Origin of the sequence: Granulicella tundricola MP5ACTX9, from assembly GCF_000178975.2 — a bacterium.
In the GTDB taxonomy this organism is placed as follows: domain Bacteria; phylum Acidobacteriota; class Terriglobia; order Terriglobales; family Acidobacteriaceae; genus Edaphobacter; species Edaphobacter tundricola.
This window is the reverse complement of the sequence record NC_015064.1, coordinates 726,742-745,347: the sequence shown is the minus strand read 5'-3', so window position 1 is coordinate 745,347 and position 18,606 is coordinate 726,742. Positions and strand designations below refer to the sequence as shown.

The 18,606-nt window shown below is 61.5% G+C and carries 14 protein-coding genes; 8 read left to right on the top strand and 6 right to left on the bottom strand.

Annotation, left to right across the window (positions count from 1 at the left end):
• The first annotated feature begins 175 nt into the window (after positions 1-175).
• On the top strand, positions 176-1,411 hold the full coding sequence (locus ACIX9_RS03080; RefSeq protein WP_013579014.1) for a glycoside hydrolase family 88/105 protein: 1,236 nt from the start codon (positions 176-178) through the stop codon (positions 1,409-1,411).
• A 1-nt stretch (position 1,412) separates the two neighbouring features.
• Complete coding sequence (locus tag ACIX9_RS03075; RefSeq protein WP_013579013.1) at positions 1,413-2,306, top strand: rhamnogalacturonan acetylesterase; 894 nt, start codon at positions 1,413-1,415, stop codon at positions 2,304-2,306.
• A gap of 562 nt (positions 2,307-2,868) precedes the next feature.
• Here the strand turns inward: ACIX9_RS03075 and ACIX9_RS03070 are convergent.
• The 4 genes from ACIX9_RS03070 to ACIX9_RS03055 form a co-directional block, all read right to left on the bottom strand.
• Positions 2,869-4,437, bottom strand: a complete 1,569-nt coding sequence (locus tag ACIX9_RS03070) for an alpha-L-fucosidase (RefSeq protein WP_013579012.1) — start codon at positions 4,435-4,437, stop codon at positions 2,869-2,871.
• A gap of 73 nt (positions 4,438-4,510) precedes the next feature.
• Positions 4,511-6,214, bottom strand: coding sequence for a S53 family peptidase (locus tag ACIX9_RS03065; protein ID WP_013579011.1), 1,704 nt, complete (start codon positions 6,212-6,214; stop codon positions 4,511-4,513).
• Positions 6,215-6,364: 150 nt separating this feature from the next.
• Positions 6,365-7,882, bottom strand: coding sequence for an amidase family protein (locus tag ACIX9_RS03060; protein ID WP_013579010.1), 1,518 nt, complete (start codon positions 7,880-7,882; stop codon positions 6,365-6,367).
• A 235-nt stretch (positions 7,883-8,117) separates the two neighbouring features.
• Positions 8,118-9,275, bottom strand: coding sequence for an alpha/beta fold hydrolase (locus tag ACIX9_RS03055; RefSeq protein WP_013579009.1), 1,158 nt, complete (start codon positions 9,273-9,275; stop codon positions 8,118-8,120).
• A 279-nt stretch (positions 9,276-9,554) separates the two neighbouring features.
• Here ACIX9_RS03055 and ACIX9_RS03050 point away from each other — a divergent pair, with 279 nt between their 5' ends.
• Positions 9,555-10,385 carry an EAL domain-containing protein gene (locus ACIX9_RS03050; protein ID WP_013579008.1) on the top strand — a complete coding sequence of 277 codons (831 nt, stop codon included), beginning with the start codon at positions 9,555-9,557 and terminating at the stop codon, positions 10,383-10,385.
• A gap of 66 nt (positions 10,386-10,451) precedes the next feature.
• A complete protein-coding gene (locus ACIX9_RS03045; protein WP_013579007.1) occupies positions 10,452-11,636 on the top strand; it encodes a GGDEF domain-containing protein in 1,185 nt (394 codons plus the stop codon).
• Positions 11,637-11,773: 137 nt separating this feature from the next.
• On the opposite strand, the gene ACIX9_RS03040 is transcribed toward ACIX9_RS03045, so the two are convergent.
• Positions 11,774-12,808: a DUF2235 domain-containing protein gene (locus ACIX9_RS03040; protein ID WP_013579006.1), complete on the bottom strand. Its 1,035-nt coding sequence runs from the start codon at positions 12,806-12,808 to the stop codon at positions 11,774-11,776.
• 178 nt (positions 12,809-12,986) lie between these two features.
• Here ACIX9_RS03040 and ACIX9_RS03035 point away from each other — a divergent pair, with 178 nt between their 5' ends.
• The 4 genes from ACIX9_RS03035 to ACIX9_RS03020 all read left to right on the top strand — a co-directional run bounded on the left by ACIX9_RS03035 (position 12,987) and on the right by ACIX9_RS03020 (position 16,848).
• Positions 12,987-13,886 (top strand): hypothetical protein, encoded by a 900-nt coding sequence (locus ACIX9_RS03035; protein ID WP_198152145.1) that lies wholly within the window; start codon positions 12,987-12,989, stop codon positions 13,884-13,886.
• A gap of 12 nt (positions 13,887-13,898) precedes the next feature.
• Positions 13,899-14,276, top strand: a complete 378-nt coding sequence (locus ACIX9_RS03030) for a hypothetical protein (protein WP_013579004.1) — start codon at positions 13,899-13,901, stop codon at positions 14,274-14,276.
• A gap of 67 nt (positions 14,277-14,343) precedes the next feature.
• On the top strand, positions 14,344-16,602 hold the full coding sequence (locus ACIX9_RS23430; protein WP_049789193.1) for a serine/threonine-protein kinase: 2,259 nt from the start codon (positions 14,344-14,346) through the stop codon (positions 16,600-16,602).
• Between the two features lie 39 nt (positions 16,603-16,641).
• Positions 16,642-16,848 carry a hypothetical protein gene (locus ACIX9_RS03020; protein ID WP_013579002.1) on the top strand — a complete coding sequence of 69 codons (207 nt, stop codon included), beginning with the start codon at positions 16,642-16,644 and terminating at the stop codon, positions 16,846-16,848.
• 88 nt (positions 16,849-16,936) lie between these two features.
• Here ACIX9_RS03020 and ACIX9_RS03015 read toward each other — a convergent pair whose 3' ends face one another.
• Positions 16,937-18,559: a SpoIIE family protein phosphatase gene (locus tag ACIX9_RS03015; protein WP_013579001.1), complete on the bottom strand. Its 1,623-nt coding sequence runs from the start codon at positions 18,557-18,559 to the stop codon at positions 16,937-16,939.
• Positions 18,560-18,606: the final 47 nt, after the last annotated feature.

Here is an 18,606-nt window from a genome sequence, read left to right as displayed (position 1 = left end):
GATGAAACCTCTTGTGGCCGAGTGATGCGGCAAGGAACTTGTGTGCCCGGAAGCCATCGTATACGGCTGCGTAGGGTGAATGGGGATGCAGTCTGAAAATATTTTCCTATTGACACCTCTAGGAAGAAAACCATAGATTTCTTCTTCTGTAGCACACGGAAAGGCACTCTCTCGCATGATGCAGAACCGGTATGTTCGTTCGTTCGTTTTTCTTGGCTTCAGCGCGCTTTCGTCGCAGTTGATTGCGCAGCAGGCAGCTTATCCGCAGCCGAGCGCGGCGATGCAGGCGGGGATCGATAAGGACGGGTCCCGGCACTTTGGCAGTGCGCCGGCCGAGGCGGTGGCTGGGCCTTTGGCCAGGGATCTTTCTCCGGCGATTACGCCTAAGGCTGTGGATGCGGCGATCAAGAAGGTGGCGGACTGGCAGTTGAAGGAGGCAGAGCCTTACTTCGACCGCATCTGGACGTGGAGTGTCTTGTACAGCGGGTTCATGGCTGCTTCCGATGCGACCGGCGATGCGAAGTATCGGGATGCGATGACGGCGATGAGCACGAAGTACAAGTGGGAGTTGCGAAACAGGATTCCGAACGCGGACGACCAGAGCGTGGGACAGACGTACCTGGAGCTTTATCTTGCGGGCGGCAAGAATGATGCCGGGATGATTACGCCGATGCAGGGGGACCTGGCGTCCGTGATTGGGCTCGATACGCTGAAGCCGGGCGATCCCAGGATTCCGTGGTGGTGGTGCGATGCGCTGTTCATGGCGCCGCCGGCGTGGGCCAGGATGTATGCGGCCACGGGCGATGCGAAGTACATCACCTATCTGGACGCGCAGTGGCAGCGGACCTCCGCGCTGCTGTACGACAAAGACGAGCATCTGTATGCGCGGGATGCGAGCTACATTCCGAAGCGCGAGGAGAACGGGAAGAAGATCTTCTGGTCCAGGGGTGAGGGCTGGGTGATGGGCGGGTTGGTGCGGACGATGGAGTTTCTGCCCAAGGACGATCCGCGGCGAGCGTTTTATTTGCAGCAACTGCGGGAGATGGCTACCCGGGTGGCTGGGTTGCAAGGCAAGGATGGGCTTTGGCATGCCGGGATGCTGGACCCGGAACACTATCCTCTGCCGGAGATCTCGGGGTCGGCTTTGTTTGTTTACAGCATGGCCTGGGGCGTGAATGAAGGCGTGCTGGATGCGAAGGTTTATCGACCGGTGATCGAGCGGGCGTGGAAGGGTATTTTGCAGCATGTGTATGCGGACGGGCGGCTGGGGTGCATCCAGCAGACAGGCGCGGAGCCTGCGTTCTACCTGCCCACGGCGAGCTATAACTATGGCGTCGGCGCTTACCTGCTGGCGGGGAGTGAGCTCAAGCGGATGAGTCTTCACAAGCCTTTGCAGCGTACTCACAAATAACATGCGCCTACGTTCCGGCATTCTCGCTCTCCTCTTCCTTTCTGTTTTCGTTACGGCAGGTTTGGCGCAGGCTCCGGGCGAGAAGCCGGGGGACCCGGTGGCTCCGTTTACGACGGACCCTACGCTGAACGCGAGGCTGAATCTGCCGGTGCCGAAGAACCCGGGGCTGCCTACGCTGTTCCTGGTGGGGGATTCCACGGTGCGGAACGGTAAGGGCGACGGGGCGAACAACCAGATGGGCTGGGGTGAGCCGCTGGTGGCGTACTTCGACCTGACGAAGATCAATGTGGTAAACCGGGCCATTGGCGGGCGGTCCAGCCGGACTTACATCACGGAGGGGCACTGGGCGGATGTGCTGGCCATGATGAAGCCTGGAGATGTGGTGCTGTTTCAGTTCGGGCATAACGACAGCGGGCCGCTGGACGATACGGCCCGGGCGCGGGGGACGATCAACGGCGTCGGCGACGAGAGCAAGGAGATCGAGAATCCGATCCTGAAGCGGCATGAGACGGTGCATACGTACGGGTGGTACATGGCCGAGTATGTGACTGAGACTCTGGCCAAGGGTGCGACGCCGATCGTCTGCTCGCTGATTCCGCGGAAGACGTGGAAGGACGGCAAGATTGTGCGGAGCGGCGGCGACAGCTATGGCGGCTGGGCCAAGCATGTGGCTGAGGCGAAGCATGTGGGGTTCATCGACCTCAACTCGATCATTGCGGACCGGTATGACGCGATGGGTGAGGCTGCGGTAGAACCACTGTTCGGCGATCCGCATACGCATACGACCCTGGCGGGGGCGCAGATCAATGCGGAGGCTGTGGTGAAGGGGTTAAAGGCTCTGCCGAATGATCCGGTGGGGAAGGATTTCTCGGCTATGGGGATGGCGGTGAAGTAGTACCCCCCCCCTGTTTTGGCTCAAAGTCTTCAAAGGAAAAGGGTTAGGTCTGGACTTCGGTTATCGGGTTGAGGACAGGGCGGGACCAGGGTAAGGACAAAAAAAGAGGATAAGAGACAAGGCCTTGGGCTTTGTTTCTTATCCTCTTTTCTTCTGCTTTAATTGTACGCGTTTGAGCAGGGTGAATACGCCATTTACTTTTGGCGGGTAAGTGGTTTTGATTGTTATGGTTACGATGTTTTTTGCAGGCTTGGGGGCTTGACACGTGAGTTTGCGGGTGTTTTTTGTGAAAATAGTTGTAAGTTGCTGTTTTTGGATGGTTTGTAGGCGGAAGGGAATACCCGGGGCTAAAGCCCACTTCTTCCTCTTGCCCTGTCGGGGGGCTGAAGCCCCCCTCTAATCCGAAAGGCAACCGCAACGGCCAAAAGCAGCGGCAACGGCAAAAGCGGCAACGGCAAAAGCGGCAACGGCAAATGCAGCGGCAACAGCAAATGCAGCGGCAACGACAAATGCGGGGGTCCTTCGCTGCGCTCAGGATGGCGGGAGGTTTGGGGTGATTCAGTCAGGCGAGGCCAAGGAGGAAGGTTCCTTCTATTTTCAGGGCGTACATGCCTGGGGTGGTTTGGTTAGGCAGGGTTACGTTGAGGGCTTCGGGGGTTTGGTGGAAGGGGATGGGGGTGGCTGAGCCTAACAGGGTGACTCGTTCTACTTTGGCTTTGCCGGTGGCCAGGAGGGTGAGAATGGCCTTGTTGGTGGTGGGCCACTTGTAGCCGAAGGCGTAGAGGCAGCCCTTGTTGATGGTGAAGCGGAGGTCGGCTTCCGTGACGGGGATGGGGGTGGGGCGTTTGAGCGGGGGGCCGGGGACGGCGGTGGAGCCTCCCTTCCAGTCGCCGGGGACTTCGGTAGGGATGGTGGGGCCTTCGCCCATGTGGACCCAGGGGCGGGAGCCGTATATGGCTTCGCCGTGGGTCTGGAGCCAGTTCCCTACCCCCAGGAGGGCTTGTTGCTGGGCTTCCGGGATGCTGCCATCGCCCATGGGAGAGATGTTGAGGAGGAGGTTGCCGCCCTGGCTGGCGATCTCGACTAACTCGCGGATGATGGATTCGGCGGGGCGGATGGACATGCCATCGGTGTAGCCCCAGGTGCTGCCGATGGAGTCATCGACCTGCCAGCCGGCGGCGGGATAGATCCAGCGGGGGGCGCGCTGCTGCTTTTCAAAGTCCTGCACGCTGCCGAAGAGGTAGGCGACGTCCTTGGTGGCGAGGGTGGCTTGCTGGCCCCACTCGTGGGCGCGGTTGTAGTAGTAGGCGGCAGCGCGGAGCTTGACGTCGTCGTAGTCGCGCGGGTTGACGCCGTTGTCGAAGTAGATCATCTGGGGGTGGTACTTATCGATCTGCTCCTGGACTCGTGCGAGCCAGTCTTCCTGGAAGGCCTGGGAGGCGTTGCCCTGGTTCATGTCGCCCTGGATGGGTGGACCATAGAAGCCTGCGTAGCGGGGGTCGAACTGATCGTTGGGGACGCCGGGAGCGGGGTAGGCGAAGTCGTGATGCTCCATGCGGTGGTTGGAGAGGCCGAAGATGAGATTTTGATCGCGCACCGCCTTCGCAAGCTCACCGATGAGGTCTCGCTTGGGGCCCATCTTGCCAGCGGACCAGGGGGTGAGATCGCTGTCCCACATGGCGAAGCCGTCGTGGTGCTCGGCTACGGGGATGACGTAGCGGGCACCGGAGTTTTTGAAGAGGGAGGCCCATTCGTTGGGGCGATAGTTGGGGACTTTGAAGAGGGGGATGAAGTCCTTGTAGCCGAACTTGTCTGGCGGGCCGTAGTGCTGGGTGTGCCAGGCAGAGTCCGTGGTGTACATGTGCTTGATGTACCACTCGTTGATGTGGGCGGGGATGGAGTAGAGACCCCAGTGGATGAAGATGCCGAACTTGGCTTCGTTAAGCCAGGTGGGGACCCGGTAGAGGTCGCGAAGGGATTCCCAAGTGGGCTGGTAAGGGCCGGGGATCATGGGTTTGGGCTTTGCGTATGCGCCGGGCTGGCCTGCGGGCGCACCGGTTTGGGCTCGGGCGGAGGCGAGGAGGGCGGCGGAGGCTGCCTGGCCGAGGAAGTGGCGGCGGGTGAGGGGCATGAGGTAGTCCTATGTTTGTTGCGATAAAAATGGGAGAGCTTGATGCTCTCCCATTTGGTTAAGGCCGTGCAGACTATTTCAGTCTTCGCAGTGCCGGGGTCTTGGCTGCGGTTTTGGTTGGGGCCTTTTTATGCGGTCTGAACCGAATTTCAGGGGCGTTCTTGACGGCGGTTTTGCTGGTGGACTTTGTTGCAGGTGCGAGGGTTTTGGCGATGGCGGTGCCGATGGGGCTGCCGAGGCCGGTGCAGGCGTCCCAGCCGGGGCCGGCTTTGAAGCCTCCGTTGTTGCCAGAGGTGATGTCGCGGAAGCTTTTTGCGGCCGCCGCGGCGTAGAGGGCGGGGTTTATGAAGCCGGCGGTGGTCTTGTTCTGAGCGTTGCACAAGGCGATGAGGCCGGCCCAAAGGGGTGCGACCGCGCTGGTGCCGCCGATGGGGAAGGTTGAGCCATCGACGCGGACCGTATAACCGGTGCTGGGGTCTGCGTTGCCGGAGACGTCCGGCACGCCACGACCGCCGGCGGCTACGGTGGGTTTGGGGACGTTGGATTTGGCCTGCCACGTAGGGAGCGGGAAGACGTTGGAGACACCGCCGCCGGTTGCGCCCTCGTTGGCGGTGAGCTCGTTCCAGACGACCTCTGAGGTGATGGTAGTGCCGGAGCCGAGGAGCTTGGTTCCGCCGCAGCCGAGGACGTGAGGGCTGGAGGCGGGGAAGTCGACGTGGTTGACGGTGCCCTTGACGCCGTCGGTTGAGCCGTCGTCTCCGGCGGCTACGGTGATGGTGATGCCGAGGGCCGCGGCGGACTGGCAGGCTGCGTCCAGCGCGGCGAGCGACTGGGCTGTCCAGGTGGACTCCGGGCCGCCCCAGGAGATGCTGATGACGCTGGGCTTGTTGACGGTGTCATGGACGGCCTGGGAGATGGCGTCGATGAAACCCTGGTCTGTGTTGGGCGCAAAGTAGACGGCGATGTTTGCGCCGGGCGCTACGGCGGCGGCGACCTCGATATCAAGCATGACCTCACCGTCCGCGCTGCTGGAGGTGGTGGGGGTGTTTTTGGCCTTGTCTACGAGGACGGCGGTGACTTTGGGCGCGGTCTGGCCGAGAGTTTTGAAGTAGGCGGTGATGTCGGCTGCGCGGAAGCCTCCGCCGAGCTCAATGAGGCCGATGGTTTGGCCCGTGGCTTTTGCGCCCGAGGGGAAGCCGTAGAGCTGGCCGACCTGGACGGGGGTGTAGGAGACGCTGGTGGCGGCTGGCTTGTGGTGACGAAAATGGGGCTTCGCTTGAGGGCGATTGTCGAGGCCGAGGACTGCGTCTACGTGGCCGATGAGCTCCTTGGGGAGGCAGATATCGCCTTCACGGACGCGGTACTTGGTGCCTTCCATGATTTTGGTGGCGAAGGTTACGCCGAAGGCCGTCTGCATGGCGGCGGCGGTGCCGGTAAGGTAGAGGGCTCGGCGACCCTGGCCGGGGGCGGGGGCGACGGTGAGGCCGAACTCCTTGGCGAAGGCTTTGACGAGCTTGACGCCGTCCGGGGAGGGACCGTGGGCCTTGGCGAAGGCGGCATGGGTGAGGCGGCCGGCTGGCTTGAGGACCTGCTTGAGGTTGAGAGGATTCTTGCGCTTGACGATGACGGTGACAGTGAAGGGGGTGGCGGAAAGCTTGGTGGCGGCGGCTTTGACTGGCGCTGGCGGCGGGACTTCGGTATCGGTTGTGAGGGGGTGTTTCTGACTTCCGGGAAGAGTGACCCGGGGTTGGGATGCGAAGCGCGGTGTAGCGGCCATGCAGTGCCTCCAAGTGTTGCTTTGGGTCGATTGTATGCGGGGGGTTGTGGAAATGGATATGAAAGCGACGGCGTAACGCGGATAAGAGGGATTGGAACGGATGGCGGTTTACGGTGGGCTGAAGCCCACCTCTAATCCGAACCGCAACAACTAATGAAGTTTGGGGAATTGGGGTGGGGGTTGGCGGTGGTGGGTGGCTTGTTCGTAGGCATAGGCGAGCTTGATGAGTTCGGGCTCAGAGAAGGAGCGGCCTACGAAGGTCAGGCCTGCGGGTAAGGTTTGGTTGACGGTGAAGCCCATGGGAACGGTGATGGCGGGGAAGCCGGTCATGGGGGAGATGATCTGGCTGTTGTCGCCGGCGGGGGATTTGAGGTCGCCTACCTTGCGAGGGGGGTTGCTCCAGGTGGGGTAGATGAGGGCGTCGAGGTGCTGGGCGTCCATGGACTGCGTGATGGCGTCGCGGAAGGCGATCTTGCGGGGGTCGTGATAGGTGTCCGGGCAATGGGCGGTGGTGGCTTCGGCGGCGGGGAGGGCGGCGTGCTTGAGGCGGTCGGCGATGGAGCCGAGGTAGAGGCCGGAGTCGATGATCTCTGCGAGGGTTTTGCAGGGAGCGTTGGGGTGGGCAGCGAGGTATTGGTTGAGGTCGTACTCGAAGCCTCCGCAGGTGGGTTTTTGCGGGCCTCGGTCGAGGTCTGGGAGGGTGAAGTTGTCGATGATCTCTGCGCCCTGGGACTTGAGGTCTGCGATGGCTTTTTCTGTGAGGGCTTTGATCTCGGGATCGGTGGTGGGGGTTTCGATGTACTTGCGGACTACTCCTATGCGGGCTCCCTTCAGGCCTTTGGGGTCTAGCGATGCTGTGTAGTCTTTGGGGGCTTTGCCTTCGGAGAGTTTGGTGATGGGGTCGGCGGGGTCGTAGCCCTGGACGGCGGCGAGGACGGCGGCTGCGTCGGCTACGGTGCGGGCGAGGGGGCCGCCTACGTCGTTGGTGAATGATAAGGGGATGATGCCGGCGCGACTGGTGAGGCCGATGGTGGGACGGATGCCGACGAGGTCGTTGTGGGATGCGGGGCCGCGGATGGAGTTGCCGGTGTCGGTGCCTAAACCGACCTCCGCGAGGTTGGCGGCGACGGAGGCTCCGGTGCCGCCGCTGGAGCCGGCTGGGACGCGGGTGGGGTCGTATGGGTTGCGGGTGATGCCGGCGATGGAACTCTCTGTGAGGTAGGGGCTGAAGGCCCACTCGGCCATGTTGGATTTGGCGATGATGATGGCTCCCGCGGCACGGAGCTTGGCTACCATGAAGGCGTCTTCAGTGGGGATGAAGCCTTTCATGGCCAGGGAGCCTCCGGTGGTTTGGAGGTCCTTGGTGTCGTAGTTGTCCTTGACCATGACGACGATGCCCTGGAGAGGGCGGAGCTTGTGGGTTTGGGCGAACTCTTTATCGAGGGCGTCTGCGTCTGCGAGGGCCTGGGGGTTCAGGGTGACAACCGTGTTCAGGGTTGGGTCGTAGTGCGCTATGCGGGTGAGGTAGGCCTGGGTTAGTTGGCGGCAGGTGGTTTTGTGGGATGTGAGGGCGGCCTGGGTTTTGGCTATGGTGGTTTCTTCGAGTTGGAAGGATTGGGCGGCCATGGTTGTGGTGAGGAGGATCAAGGGGAGGAGGCGTTTGAGCAAGGGGGCTCCTTGGGAGTTTGTGGCGAGGATGGGAGTGCAAAGGCCCGGGGCTAAAGCCCGACTTCATTTGCCCGTCGACGGGGGCCTAAAGGCCCCCTCTAATCCGAACGGCAACGGCAACGGCAACGGCGACGGCAACGGCAACAGCAACAGCAACGGAACAGCAACAGCAACGGCAACGGCAAAAACAAGGGCTACGTTGATCAGTTTTGAGTTGTCAGTTGTGAGTTTTCAGTTAGTCGTTGGCTTGGACGGCGGTGGTGGGTGGGGTGACAGATTGGCCGGCGAGGAAGCGGGTGATGGTTTCATTGAGGAACTTGCCGTCGGCGGGGTTGCTGGCTGCTCCGGCGGTGTGGCCCCAGAGGGAGGGAATGGGGACTAACGAGACTTTGGGGATGAACTGGGCTTCGTAGCGTGCGTCTTCGAGGGGGAAGTACATGTCAGTGGCTGATGGCATGTAGAGGAAGGGGACCTGGATGGAGCGTAGGGCTTTTTCGGTGTCGCCGTTGAAGCCTGGGGTGGTGCCTACGTCGTGGTGCTCCCAGGTACGCATCTGGAGGATGAGGTTGTTGGCGTCGGCGCCGGGGATGAAGTGGGTGCGGTAGTGCTCGAGGACCTGGGGGAAGGTGGTGCCGGGTGGGTTGTTGGAGCGCCAGAGCTCTTTGCGCCACCACTCCTGGGAGAAGAGCCAGCCGGCCCAGACGACGGAGAAGGCTTCAATTCCCTTCTGCGGGGGCTGGGTGTAGTCGCCGTTGTTGAAGACTGGGTCCGTGGTGAGGGCGGCGATCTGGCCTTCGAGACGGACGATGCCGTGGGGCCAGGTGCGGGCGGTGCCGGAGGTGGCTACGATGCGGTCTGCGAAGGTGGGGTAAGAGACGGCCCACTGGAAGGCCTGCTGGGCACCCATGGAGAAGCCGATGATGGCTTTTAGGTGGCTGATCTTCAGCTCTTCGGTGAGCATCTGGTGGACGGCGACGACGTTGTCGCGGATGGTCATGATGGGAAAGCGGGGGCCGTGGAAGGGCTCGGGCGTATTGCTGGGGGAGGAGCTGCTGCCGTTGCCGAAGAGCTCTGAGGTTACGAGGAAGAGCTGGTTGGGGTCGAGGGCACGGTTGGGCCCCATGAGCCACTCGTATCCGGTGAGTTTGGCCATGTAGTGCGAGGGGAGGAGCATGGCGTTGGAGCGATCGGCGTTGAGGTGGCCGTAGGTTCCGTAGACCAGGGTGAGCTCGGGGACGACTGCGCCGGACTCGGTTTTGAAGTTGTGGAGGATATAGGTGTGGCGTTCCGGCGTGAGTTTAGGGGGCATGGGAGTGGTGGGAGCCTGGGCAATGAGGGCTGTGGTGAGGCAGAGAGCGGCGAGGATGGGCTTGAGGAAGGCTGGGGCGAGCATGGTCCTCCTGATATGTGACATTTCTGAGTGGTCTTGGTGGGTTAGTGTAGCGCAGCGGGGGAGGCAGGGGTTAGGGGCGTGGAAATTGATATGACTCGGACAGGTGATTGTGGGGAGGATGGGCGTGGTGGAGACTTGCAGTTGATCGATCCCTAGCACGTTGAGTTGTCATGCTTGATCGTCAACCGATCGTCTGCACGAAGAGCCGAAAGAACGGCCAGAGGCGGTTTCAGGGACAGGTTGGTTCAATTTTCCGGAAGGCCAGTAGGTATCCCCTGTATGAGAAGTTCCGCAACGTCGCTGGTGAAAGATTCCGGCTGCACGGATGGTCCAGTTCAACCCTTTCCGTTCACGATGGCGTTTCAGCCGATTGTGGATGTGGAGGCTGGAAAGATTTATGCGTATGAGGCTCTGGTGCGAGGCGTGAATAACGAGTCCGCGTTGAGTGTGCTGTCGCAGGTGACAGACGAGAACCGATATGCGTTCGACCAGGGCTGCCGGACGACGGCGATCAGGCTGGCGCAACGGCTGGGGCTGGCGGAGACGGGAGCGAAGCTTTCGATCAATTTTATGCCGGGGGCGGTGTATAACCCGACGGCGTGTATCCATCTGACGGTGGCGACGGCGGCGAGTGTGGGGTTTCCGCTGGAGCGCCTGGTGTTCGAGATCACGGAGACGGAAGAGGTTCGGGACCGGCAGCATATGTTGTCGATCTTCAAGGAGTACCGGAAGCACGGGTTTGAGATTGCGATGGACGACTTTGGGGCTGGTTTCTGCGGATTGAACCTGTTTGCGGAGCTGACGCCGGATATTCTTAAGATCGATATGGAGCTGACGCGGAGGATTCATCTACGGCCGGTGGCGATGGCGACGATGCGATGCCTGGTGCAGCTCTGCGCAGAGCTGAAGATTCCGCTGGTGGCAGAGGGCGTGGAGACGATGGAGGAGTACAGGGCATTAAAGGAGTGCGGGATCCGGTTGATGCAGGGATACCTGCTGGCTCGGCCTGGGTTTGAGACACTGCCTGCGTTTGTTGTGCCAAAAGAAGATCGAGTTTCAACGGGCCGCATAGGGCCGGGGTTCAAGGGCCAAGTTCACACCGCCGCTTAGTTCGGCGAGCTATTCTTCGCCGGTTGAATTGCCGATAAAGCTGATGGTTTACTCTCACGGATTGGTATGGCTGCGTATAACGTTCTGATCTTCGGCGCACTTCTGCTGGGTTGCGGCAGTGGAGGACTGTTTGTCGTCCGGCTGACGAACCCGCGCCTGAAGGGGCTGGCATGGCTGGGGGCGGCGTTCAGCGTGGGCGGAGTGGGCGCGCTGCTGCTGGTGTTCGAGCATGTTCTGCCTCGGCTGCTGGGGATTCTGGGCGCGGACCTGATGATCCTGCTGGCGTTTGTGCTGCTGCATGTTTCCTTCCTGGAGCTAGTGGAGGCTGAATCGTTTGTCCCGAAGATGGGAATCCTGTTGCTTGTGATCCAGGGGGCGATGAGCTTCCTTTCGATCAACGGGACGGTGACAGGGCGGGTCCGGGTGATGATGGTGGGTCTGCTGGTGGCGGTGCAGGTGTCCGAGACGGCTCGGCTGCTGATCCGGCATGGGAAGCGGGATATGCGGGCGCCGGCATGGTTCAACATCGTGATCCTGGCGTTCTTTGCGGTGTTGAACCTTGCGCGGAGCATCGGGATGGCCGTGGGGACGGTGACGGGAACGTTTGCGGAGCAGGTGGCTACGCTGGCGTATGGGATTTACATTGCGGTAGCGCTGGGGCTGGCGTTCGGCTTCTTCTGGATGACGACGGCGACGTTGAGCGCGGCGCTGGAGCATATCGCCAGCACGGACCCGCTGACGCGGTTGTATAACCGGCGGGCGTTCCGGTACTGGTGCGATAAGGAAGTGAAGCGGAGCCAGAGCCGGGGACGACTGTTCTCCGTGCTGATGATCGACCTGGATCACTTCAAGAAGATCAACGACCGCTTTGGACATCTGGCGGGCGACGGAGCGCTGTGCGCGGCGGTGGAGAAGATGCAGGATTCGATCCGGGGGATCGATATCCTGGGGCGCTGGGGCGGTGAGGAGTTCATCCTGCTGCTGCCTGGGGCTTCGCCTGATTCCGCACTGGTGATTGCGGATAGGCTGCGGCTGAATGTCGCCAAGATCATGGTGGGGGCGACGGGAGAACTGCACCGGCTGGAGGAGATCCTTGGCGATCCGAACGACATGATGCGGGTGACGGTGAGTTTGGGCGTGACGACGTATCGGGGTAAGGGCGATACGGTGGAGAGCATGCTGAAGCGGGCGGATGAAGGGCTGTATGAGGCTAAGGCTACGGGTAGGAACCGGATTGTGGCTATGACTTAGTGGTGATGCCGGGCGAACGACTTACGGGGATAAAAAGGGTAGGAAACGATCAAGGCTGATTTTGTCTGGGAGCTTCCGCAGCTCGTTTCGAGGGCTTGTGAATTGGGTTGAGTTGTTTACTTTTTCCTAGAACAAGGCTACATGGCGTCTTCGTCGACTATTTCTATGAGGTTGTAGCCGTCGTCGAGTACGTTGTCTTTGATGGTGAGGTTCTTGGGTTGGTAGGTGAGGGCATACTCGATTCGGGCGGTGACGCTGTTGGCGATGGAGTCTGAGTTTCCGATGGGACGGGAGACGGGTTTGCCGAAGACGGGGGTCCAGGACTCGTGGAGGGCGTCGAGCGAGAACTTGATGGGGACCGAGGTGTACTGGGCGAGGAAGGTGGGGTCAAAGATGAGGCCGAGCTTGACGGCTTTGCCGACGATCCAGCTGAGGGGGATGTCCGAGAGGGTGGTGGTCTCGTCTACGCCGCCGCCGGCGGGAGTGCCACCGCCTACGTCGCCGTGGCAGCCTGAGAACCAGATCTGCTCGATGGTCTGGCCGGGCGCGGGGTCTGAGGTCCAGCGGGTGATGGGAAACTCGCAGCGCTGCTCGTCGATGGACATGCACTGGTAGGCGTTTTTGACGTCCTTGTGGAGTCCGGTGTCCAGGAAGCCGTATTGCTTGTCCACGCCGCCGAAGATGGCGGGGATGCCGAGCGCACCCACGGTGTCCCAGACGCCGACCATGGTGATGCAGGTGTCTTCCAGCGCGTATTTGGCTAGGTTGGCGAGGAGTGTGGGGCGGTTGACGGGGTCGCGGTAGGCGGCGAAGGCTCCTTCCACGAGTGCATCGTCAAAGCCCCCAGTGGGGAGGCCGCAGGTGGCGATCATCCCTGCGAGCGAGCGAGCGGTATAGGCGCCGCGGCTGAAGCCGAAGAGGAAGATCTGGTCGCCGCGCTCATAGACTTGGCTGATCATGGTGTAGCCGGTCTTGATCTTGTCGAAGATGCCGATGCCGAGCGCGCCATCCAGGGCGCGGGTGAAGCCGGTGGCTTCCGAGCCGATGCCGTCATCGTAGAAGACGACCTGGGTGGCGGAGGTGGTGAGACCTTTGGAGATCTTGTAGACGTTGGTGTTGTTGCGGGGGAGCTGCCAGGTTCCATCGGCGCAGAAGATGATGTTCTTCGACATGGGTGGGCTTCGCTTTCAGTGCGAGGTTGATGTGCTGGGGGCCGTGGCGATCATCGTAGCACTGGGACGGGGGGTAGGCGGGACGATTTTTATTGACAAGAGGAGTTGGCTGATTTTTTATCCTCCCATGCGAAAACAACAAAACAGGCGGTTTGGCTCCTTTCATGCTTCGCGCCTTGTGGCGTTTTCCATTTGTGGGGCGGCCGGGCTGACGGGCTGCTCGGTGACACCGCTGGCGGCGCATACGGCGGCCTTTGCCAAGGCGACGACAGTGGTGGTGAACAGCTCCGAGGATGCGTATCGCAAGGCGAACAGCCTCTACTTTGAGGAACAGACCTCCGCTGCGGTGCTGAAGTACGACAGCTCGCCGACGTGGGACCCGCATTCAATCAAGCCGCTGCTGACAGATCAGCAACTGAAGGTTCGGTACACGCTGCTGGATGGGCTGAAGGAGTATGCGAAGAACCTGGATACGGTGGAGAATGCGCCGAAGAACATGAAGGGGCTGGGTACCGCGTCCGAGGGCCTGGGAACGAACCTGATGACGCTTTCGACGGATGCGAACAGCGTGCTGGCTGGTGGCGGTATCAGCGGGTTGTCATTGACACAGGCGCAGGCCAACAACGTGAGCACGGCGGCGTATGCCCTGGGCGAGTTTCTGGCGTACCGCAAGGTCAAGGGCCGGCTGCCGCAGGAGATTGTGAGCATGGATCCCGCCATCGATACCCTCTGCAAGGTGCTGGTGACGGACATTGCGAAGCTGGAGCAGCAGGCTGATAACGACTACAGCATGCTTTTGACGCAGGAGGATGTGTTTATCCGTACCTCCCATGGGATGACGCCGATGGAGCGGCGGACGGAGATTGCGCGGCTGCCACGGATATTGCAGAGACAGAAGACGACTCATGAGCTGATGGATGAGCTGACGAAGGCTATCCAGAGCCTGGCTCTGACGCATCATGCGCTGGCATCCGCGGCGCAGGGCCATAATCCTGAGGCACTGAAGGCTCGCATCGCGGATCTGGAGGCGATCGGATCGTCTCTGGCGACCTACTACTCTTCCCTACCGGCAAGCTAAGACGGAGCACTTATGACGATCAACACTCTTTTACCGAATCCTCCTGCGCCTGACGATCCTTTGAAGAAATCAGATCCGAAGAAGTATTACCAGGATTTGTTCAGCTCGCTGGAGCAGGCGTACTTCGCGGCGACCACGACTGAGGCCAAGCTGAAGATCCAGATTGCTCGCGATGACGCGTACACGATTCTGACGACGATCACGCAGGCACAGATCACGCAGGACACGACTGGACTGGATGCGATCCAGGATACGGTGACGAAGAACAATGCGGCACTGGAGGCGTTGCAGACGGAGATCGGAGGACTTGTGAATGATATTCAAGTCGCGGCAGACGTGGAGATTGCGATTGCGAATGTGCTTTCGCTGGCGGGTGAGCTGGCGGTTTAAGAATAGAGGCGGCGGGGACCTGATGAGGGACTTAGGCTTACGGTCGAGACGCTCTATACTCTAGTCGTTGCTGGCGGGTTTCCGGCTTGACTCCCTTATGGAAGACGATCTTACTGTTGCGTTTGTGAACGTTTCGGGTGACGGTGCGGCGGCGACTCCTGCGCCTGCACCGGTGACGCTGAAGACGTGGGGTCGCTTCGAACTGCTGGCCCGGGTAGGCGAAGGCGGGTTTGGTGAGGTTTACCGGGCGTGGGACCCGGATCTGCAACGCGAGGTGGCGCTGAAGCTGCTGCTGCCGTCCGCGATGAATCCCAACCTGGAGTATGAGGAGGTTCTACGGGAGGCCAGGGCGATGGCGGCGGTGCGGCATCTGAACGTGGTGCCGATCTATGGGATCGACCGGCAGGACGGGCGGGTGGGTTTCTGGACGGACTTTGTGCATGGAGTGACGCTGGCTGCACTGCTGGAACAGCAGGGGCCGTTTGGGTATAGGGAGGCTGCGCTGATTGGGCTGGATGTGGCTCATGCGCTCTCCGCAGTGCACAAGAGCGGGCTGCTGCATCGGGATATCAAAGCGGAGAACGTAATGCGCGAGGAGGGCGGGCGCATCCTGCTGATGGACTTTGGGTTGAGCTCACTGGCGCAGCAGGCGCATGGGCTGGCGGGGACTCCGGCCTATATGGCTCCGGAGCTTTTTACCGGCGCGGTGGCTACGGTGGGGACGGATCTTTATGCGGTGGGGGTACTGCTGTTTTACCTGGTGGCGGGGAAGCATCCGGTGCCGTTTCTGGGGTTTCAGCAGGAGCAACTGGATGAGGCGCAGAGGCAGCGGCTGTTTCTGCCGGATCTTAGGCCGGATCTACCGGAGTCATTTCTGCGTGTGGTGAACGTGGCCTCCGATCCCGATCCGAAGCGGAGGTTTGGTACGGCAGGACAGCTCTCCGCGGCGTTGAGTGAGGTGTTGGGTGGGACTCGGGTGGTGGAGGCTGACCAAGCGGCTGCGGCTGTTGCGGTTCCGGTGAAGCCGATGCGGCGATGGTTATGGTTTGGGCTGGCTGGGGTGCTGGTCTTGCTGCTGGTGGCGGGGTTGGTCTGGCGGGAGCGGGTGACGAATGGGGTGACGGCTGGGGCGGCGGGCGTTTCGGCGAGTAATTATGAGACTTACTCGAAGGCTCAGGACCTAGTGGTGCACTCTTACCTGAACCGGAACCTGGCGGCGGCGATCGATGGGTTCAACCAGGTGCTGAAGAACGATCCGGGGTTTGCGCTGGCGGAGGCGGGGCTGGGGCGAGCTTATTTTTTGCAGTACCACCTGACGCGTAATCAGGAGTCGCTGGATAAGGCGCAGGCGGCTACGAAGCGGGCGCTGGAGCTGGATGCGAACTGTGCGCCGGCTTATGTGACGCTGGCGAGGATCAGTACGACCGGCGGCAATACTTCTCTTGCACTGCAGCAGGTTGCAAAGGCCCTGGAGTTGGAGCCCTTGAACGCAGAGGCGTATGCGGCGAAGGCGGATGTCTTTGCCGCGGAGCGCCGGGATGCGGATGCGAAGGAGGCGTTGAGCCACGCAGTCGATCTGGCACCGGATGACTGGCGCTTTCCGGTGCTGCTGGGGAACTACGAGTTTGCAGCGGGGAATTTGCAGGAGGCGGTCACGCTCTACAAGCGCGGGGCTGAACTTGCTCCGGACAATGTGATTGCGTTTTACAACCTGGGGGATACGCAGGAGAAACTGGGGCAACTGGGTGAAGCGCAGGCGAGCTTTGAGAAGGCGCTGAAGATTGAGCCGAGGTTTGCGATTTACAGCGCGCTGGGCGGACTGCTTTCTCTGGAGGGGAAACATGCCGAGGCGATCCGGATGGGGCAGAAGGCTGTGGAGCTGAATCCGGGGGATTACAACACGAGGCAGAACCTCGCGGAGGCTTACCTGTGGAGTCCGGGTGGGCGGGAGCAGGCGATGGCGACATATAGGGAGGCGATCGGGCTGGCAGAGCATGCGCGGCTGACGAGTCCGCGTGATCCGGCGCTGCTGATCTCGCTGGCGTATGCGTATGCGCTGACGGGTGATAAGGGCAAGAGCCTGCCGCTGATACGGCAATCGCTGGCGCTATCTCCCGACGATCCGGATGTGAGTCTGAGGGCGGGCGTGACGTATGAGGTGCTGGGTCAGAGGGCGGAGGCTTTGAGGCTGGTGGCGAAGGCACTGGCTGGAAGCTACTCGCCGGTATGGGTGGAGCATAATCCGGAGCTGGCAGGGTTGAGGAGCGATCCTGGGTTTGGGGCGGCGCTGGCTAAGGCTAAAAGTAAGGGTGCGGGTGGGGGTTGAGGCTCGACAAGGTGTGGAAAAACTAATAACTTCAACTGCATGAGCGCTAACGATACCGTGACCCAGACCCTTCCTGATGTGCCCGTACCCCCGGTTCAGCCTGTTGCTGTGGATGTGGAAGCTGTTGCCGCAGAGGCCGTGTCCGCCGATGTACAGGCTGACCTTTCCATGGAACCTCCACCCCCGCCGCGGGCTGAGGCTATGCCGATCGTGAAGATGAGCAATCCGCACGAGTCCGGGCTTTAGAGCATTCGTTCTGGAGTTTCAGCGGGACAGACAACGACAGGTACAAATACTGAGGTTCTGGCTTCGCCAGAATGATGGCTGGATTGAGTCAGGCGTTTCCGGTGTAAGAAATTTCCAACAGGGTACAGTCGTCGGATGCGGGTGCTCCGGCGCTGAACTTTGAGACCTCTGCCAGGATTTCGTGCAAGGTGCAGCCGCAGGCGGCGTGGGTGAGGTGGCCGTCGCCGAAGGGATCGCCAGCTTCGTTTTCGGCTTCGGTGACTCCGTCTGTGACGAGGATGACGCGCTCTCCGGGGGCGAGCTGGATTCTGGTGGACTCGTAGGTTGCGGTGGGGATGAGGCCTACTATGAGGTTGCCCTGATCGAGGGCGCGGGCGTGGCCGTGACCCGCTACGATGGGCGGGATGTGGCCACAGTTCATATACTCCATCGACCCATCCGGGAAGATCTTGAGCATTACGAGGGTGGCGTACTTGCCGATGCGGCGGGCGCAGAGGAATCGATTAAGGTGCGCGGCGATCTGCGCTAGGGGCTGGCCGGCGGTGACTTGCGCGTAGAGGATGCCTTGCAGGGTGGCGGCGACGATGGCGGCTGAGACACCTTTGCCGGAGACATCCGCGAGGGTGACGCAGAGGCAGTCCGGGAGGGCGATGGCGTCGTAGAAGTCTCCGCCGATCTCCAAGCATGGGCGACTGACGGCTTGGATACGGGCGTAGGGGACGGTGGGGAGTTCGTTGGCCATGAGGCCGCTGTGGATGTTGGCGGCGATGGTGAGCTCGCGGCGGGCTTCACGGGAGGCCTCCTCGGCCTGGGCGAGAACGGCGTTCTCTACGAGGCCGGCAGCTTCTGTGGCGATGGTGTCGAGGAGTTCGTGATCGACGTTGGTCATGCGGTCAATGCCAAGGTGGCTATCGAGGTAGAGGACTCCGAGGAGATCCGGGTGGCCGGGCTGGGGGCTGGCTTGCGTATTGCGGCGGCGGAGGGGCAGGCAGTAGATGCTGCGGATGTTGTTGATGACGACGCTCTGCCAGCCGGCGACGTTGGCCTCTGCGAGGGTGTCTGTGACGAAGAATTTCTTCGAGGTTGTGGCGGCTTGCTGCATGGCTCGCTGAGAGAGGGTGGCGTCTTCTGCGAGGGCTTCTCCGGTGGCGGCGCGGCCAGCGGCGAGACGCATGGGCTGCTTCCCTTCTTCGGCGAGGAAGACGAAGCCACGGGCGAGGCCGGTGAGCTGCAGGGTGAGTTGGAGGAAGCCGGCGAGGATCTCGTCAATGGGTCCGCCCATGTTGAGCTGGCGGACGGCGTCCAGAAGCCAGTTGAGACGCTCAAAGTCCTTGACGGAGGTGAGGGCCTGGAAGATGACGGTGCCGCGGCTGCTGACGGAGGAGGAGGGATTTGAGGCCGGGGCGCCGGGGGCGGGCTCGAAGACGATGCGGGTGGCTTCCGGCGAGCCGAGTTGGAGAACGTCGCCGGGGCGGAGACGCTTGCGTTCGATCCGGACGCCGTTGACGAAGGTGCCGAGGGTGCTTTGGTGGTCGACGGCGAAGTGGGCTTCGCCTTCACGGACGACGGCGGCGTGGCGGCGGGAGACGCACTGCTCGCGGACGACTATGTCCTGGCCATCCGCGCGGCCGAGGGTGATCTCGTCGCGGTCGAGCGGGAGGGTGTGCTCGCCGGCTTCGTCGGTGTAGCGCAGCAGGGCTGTCGGTGGCATGAGGAGTCTCCCTTTGCGGTTGATGAAGTGATGAGGTCAGTTCTTTA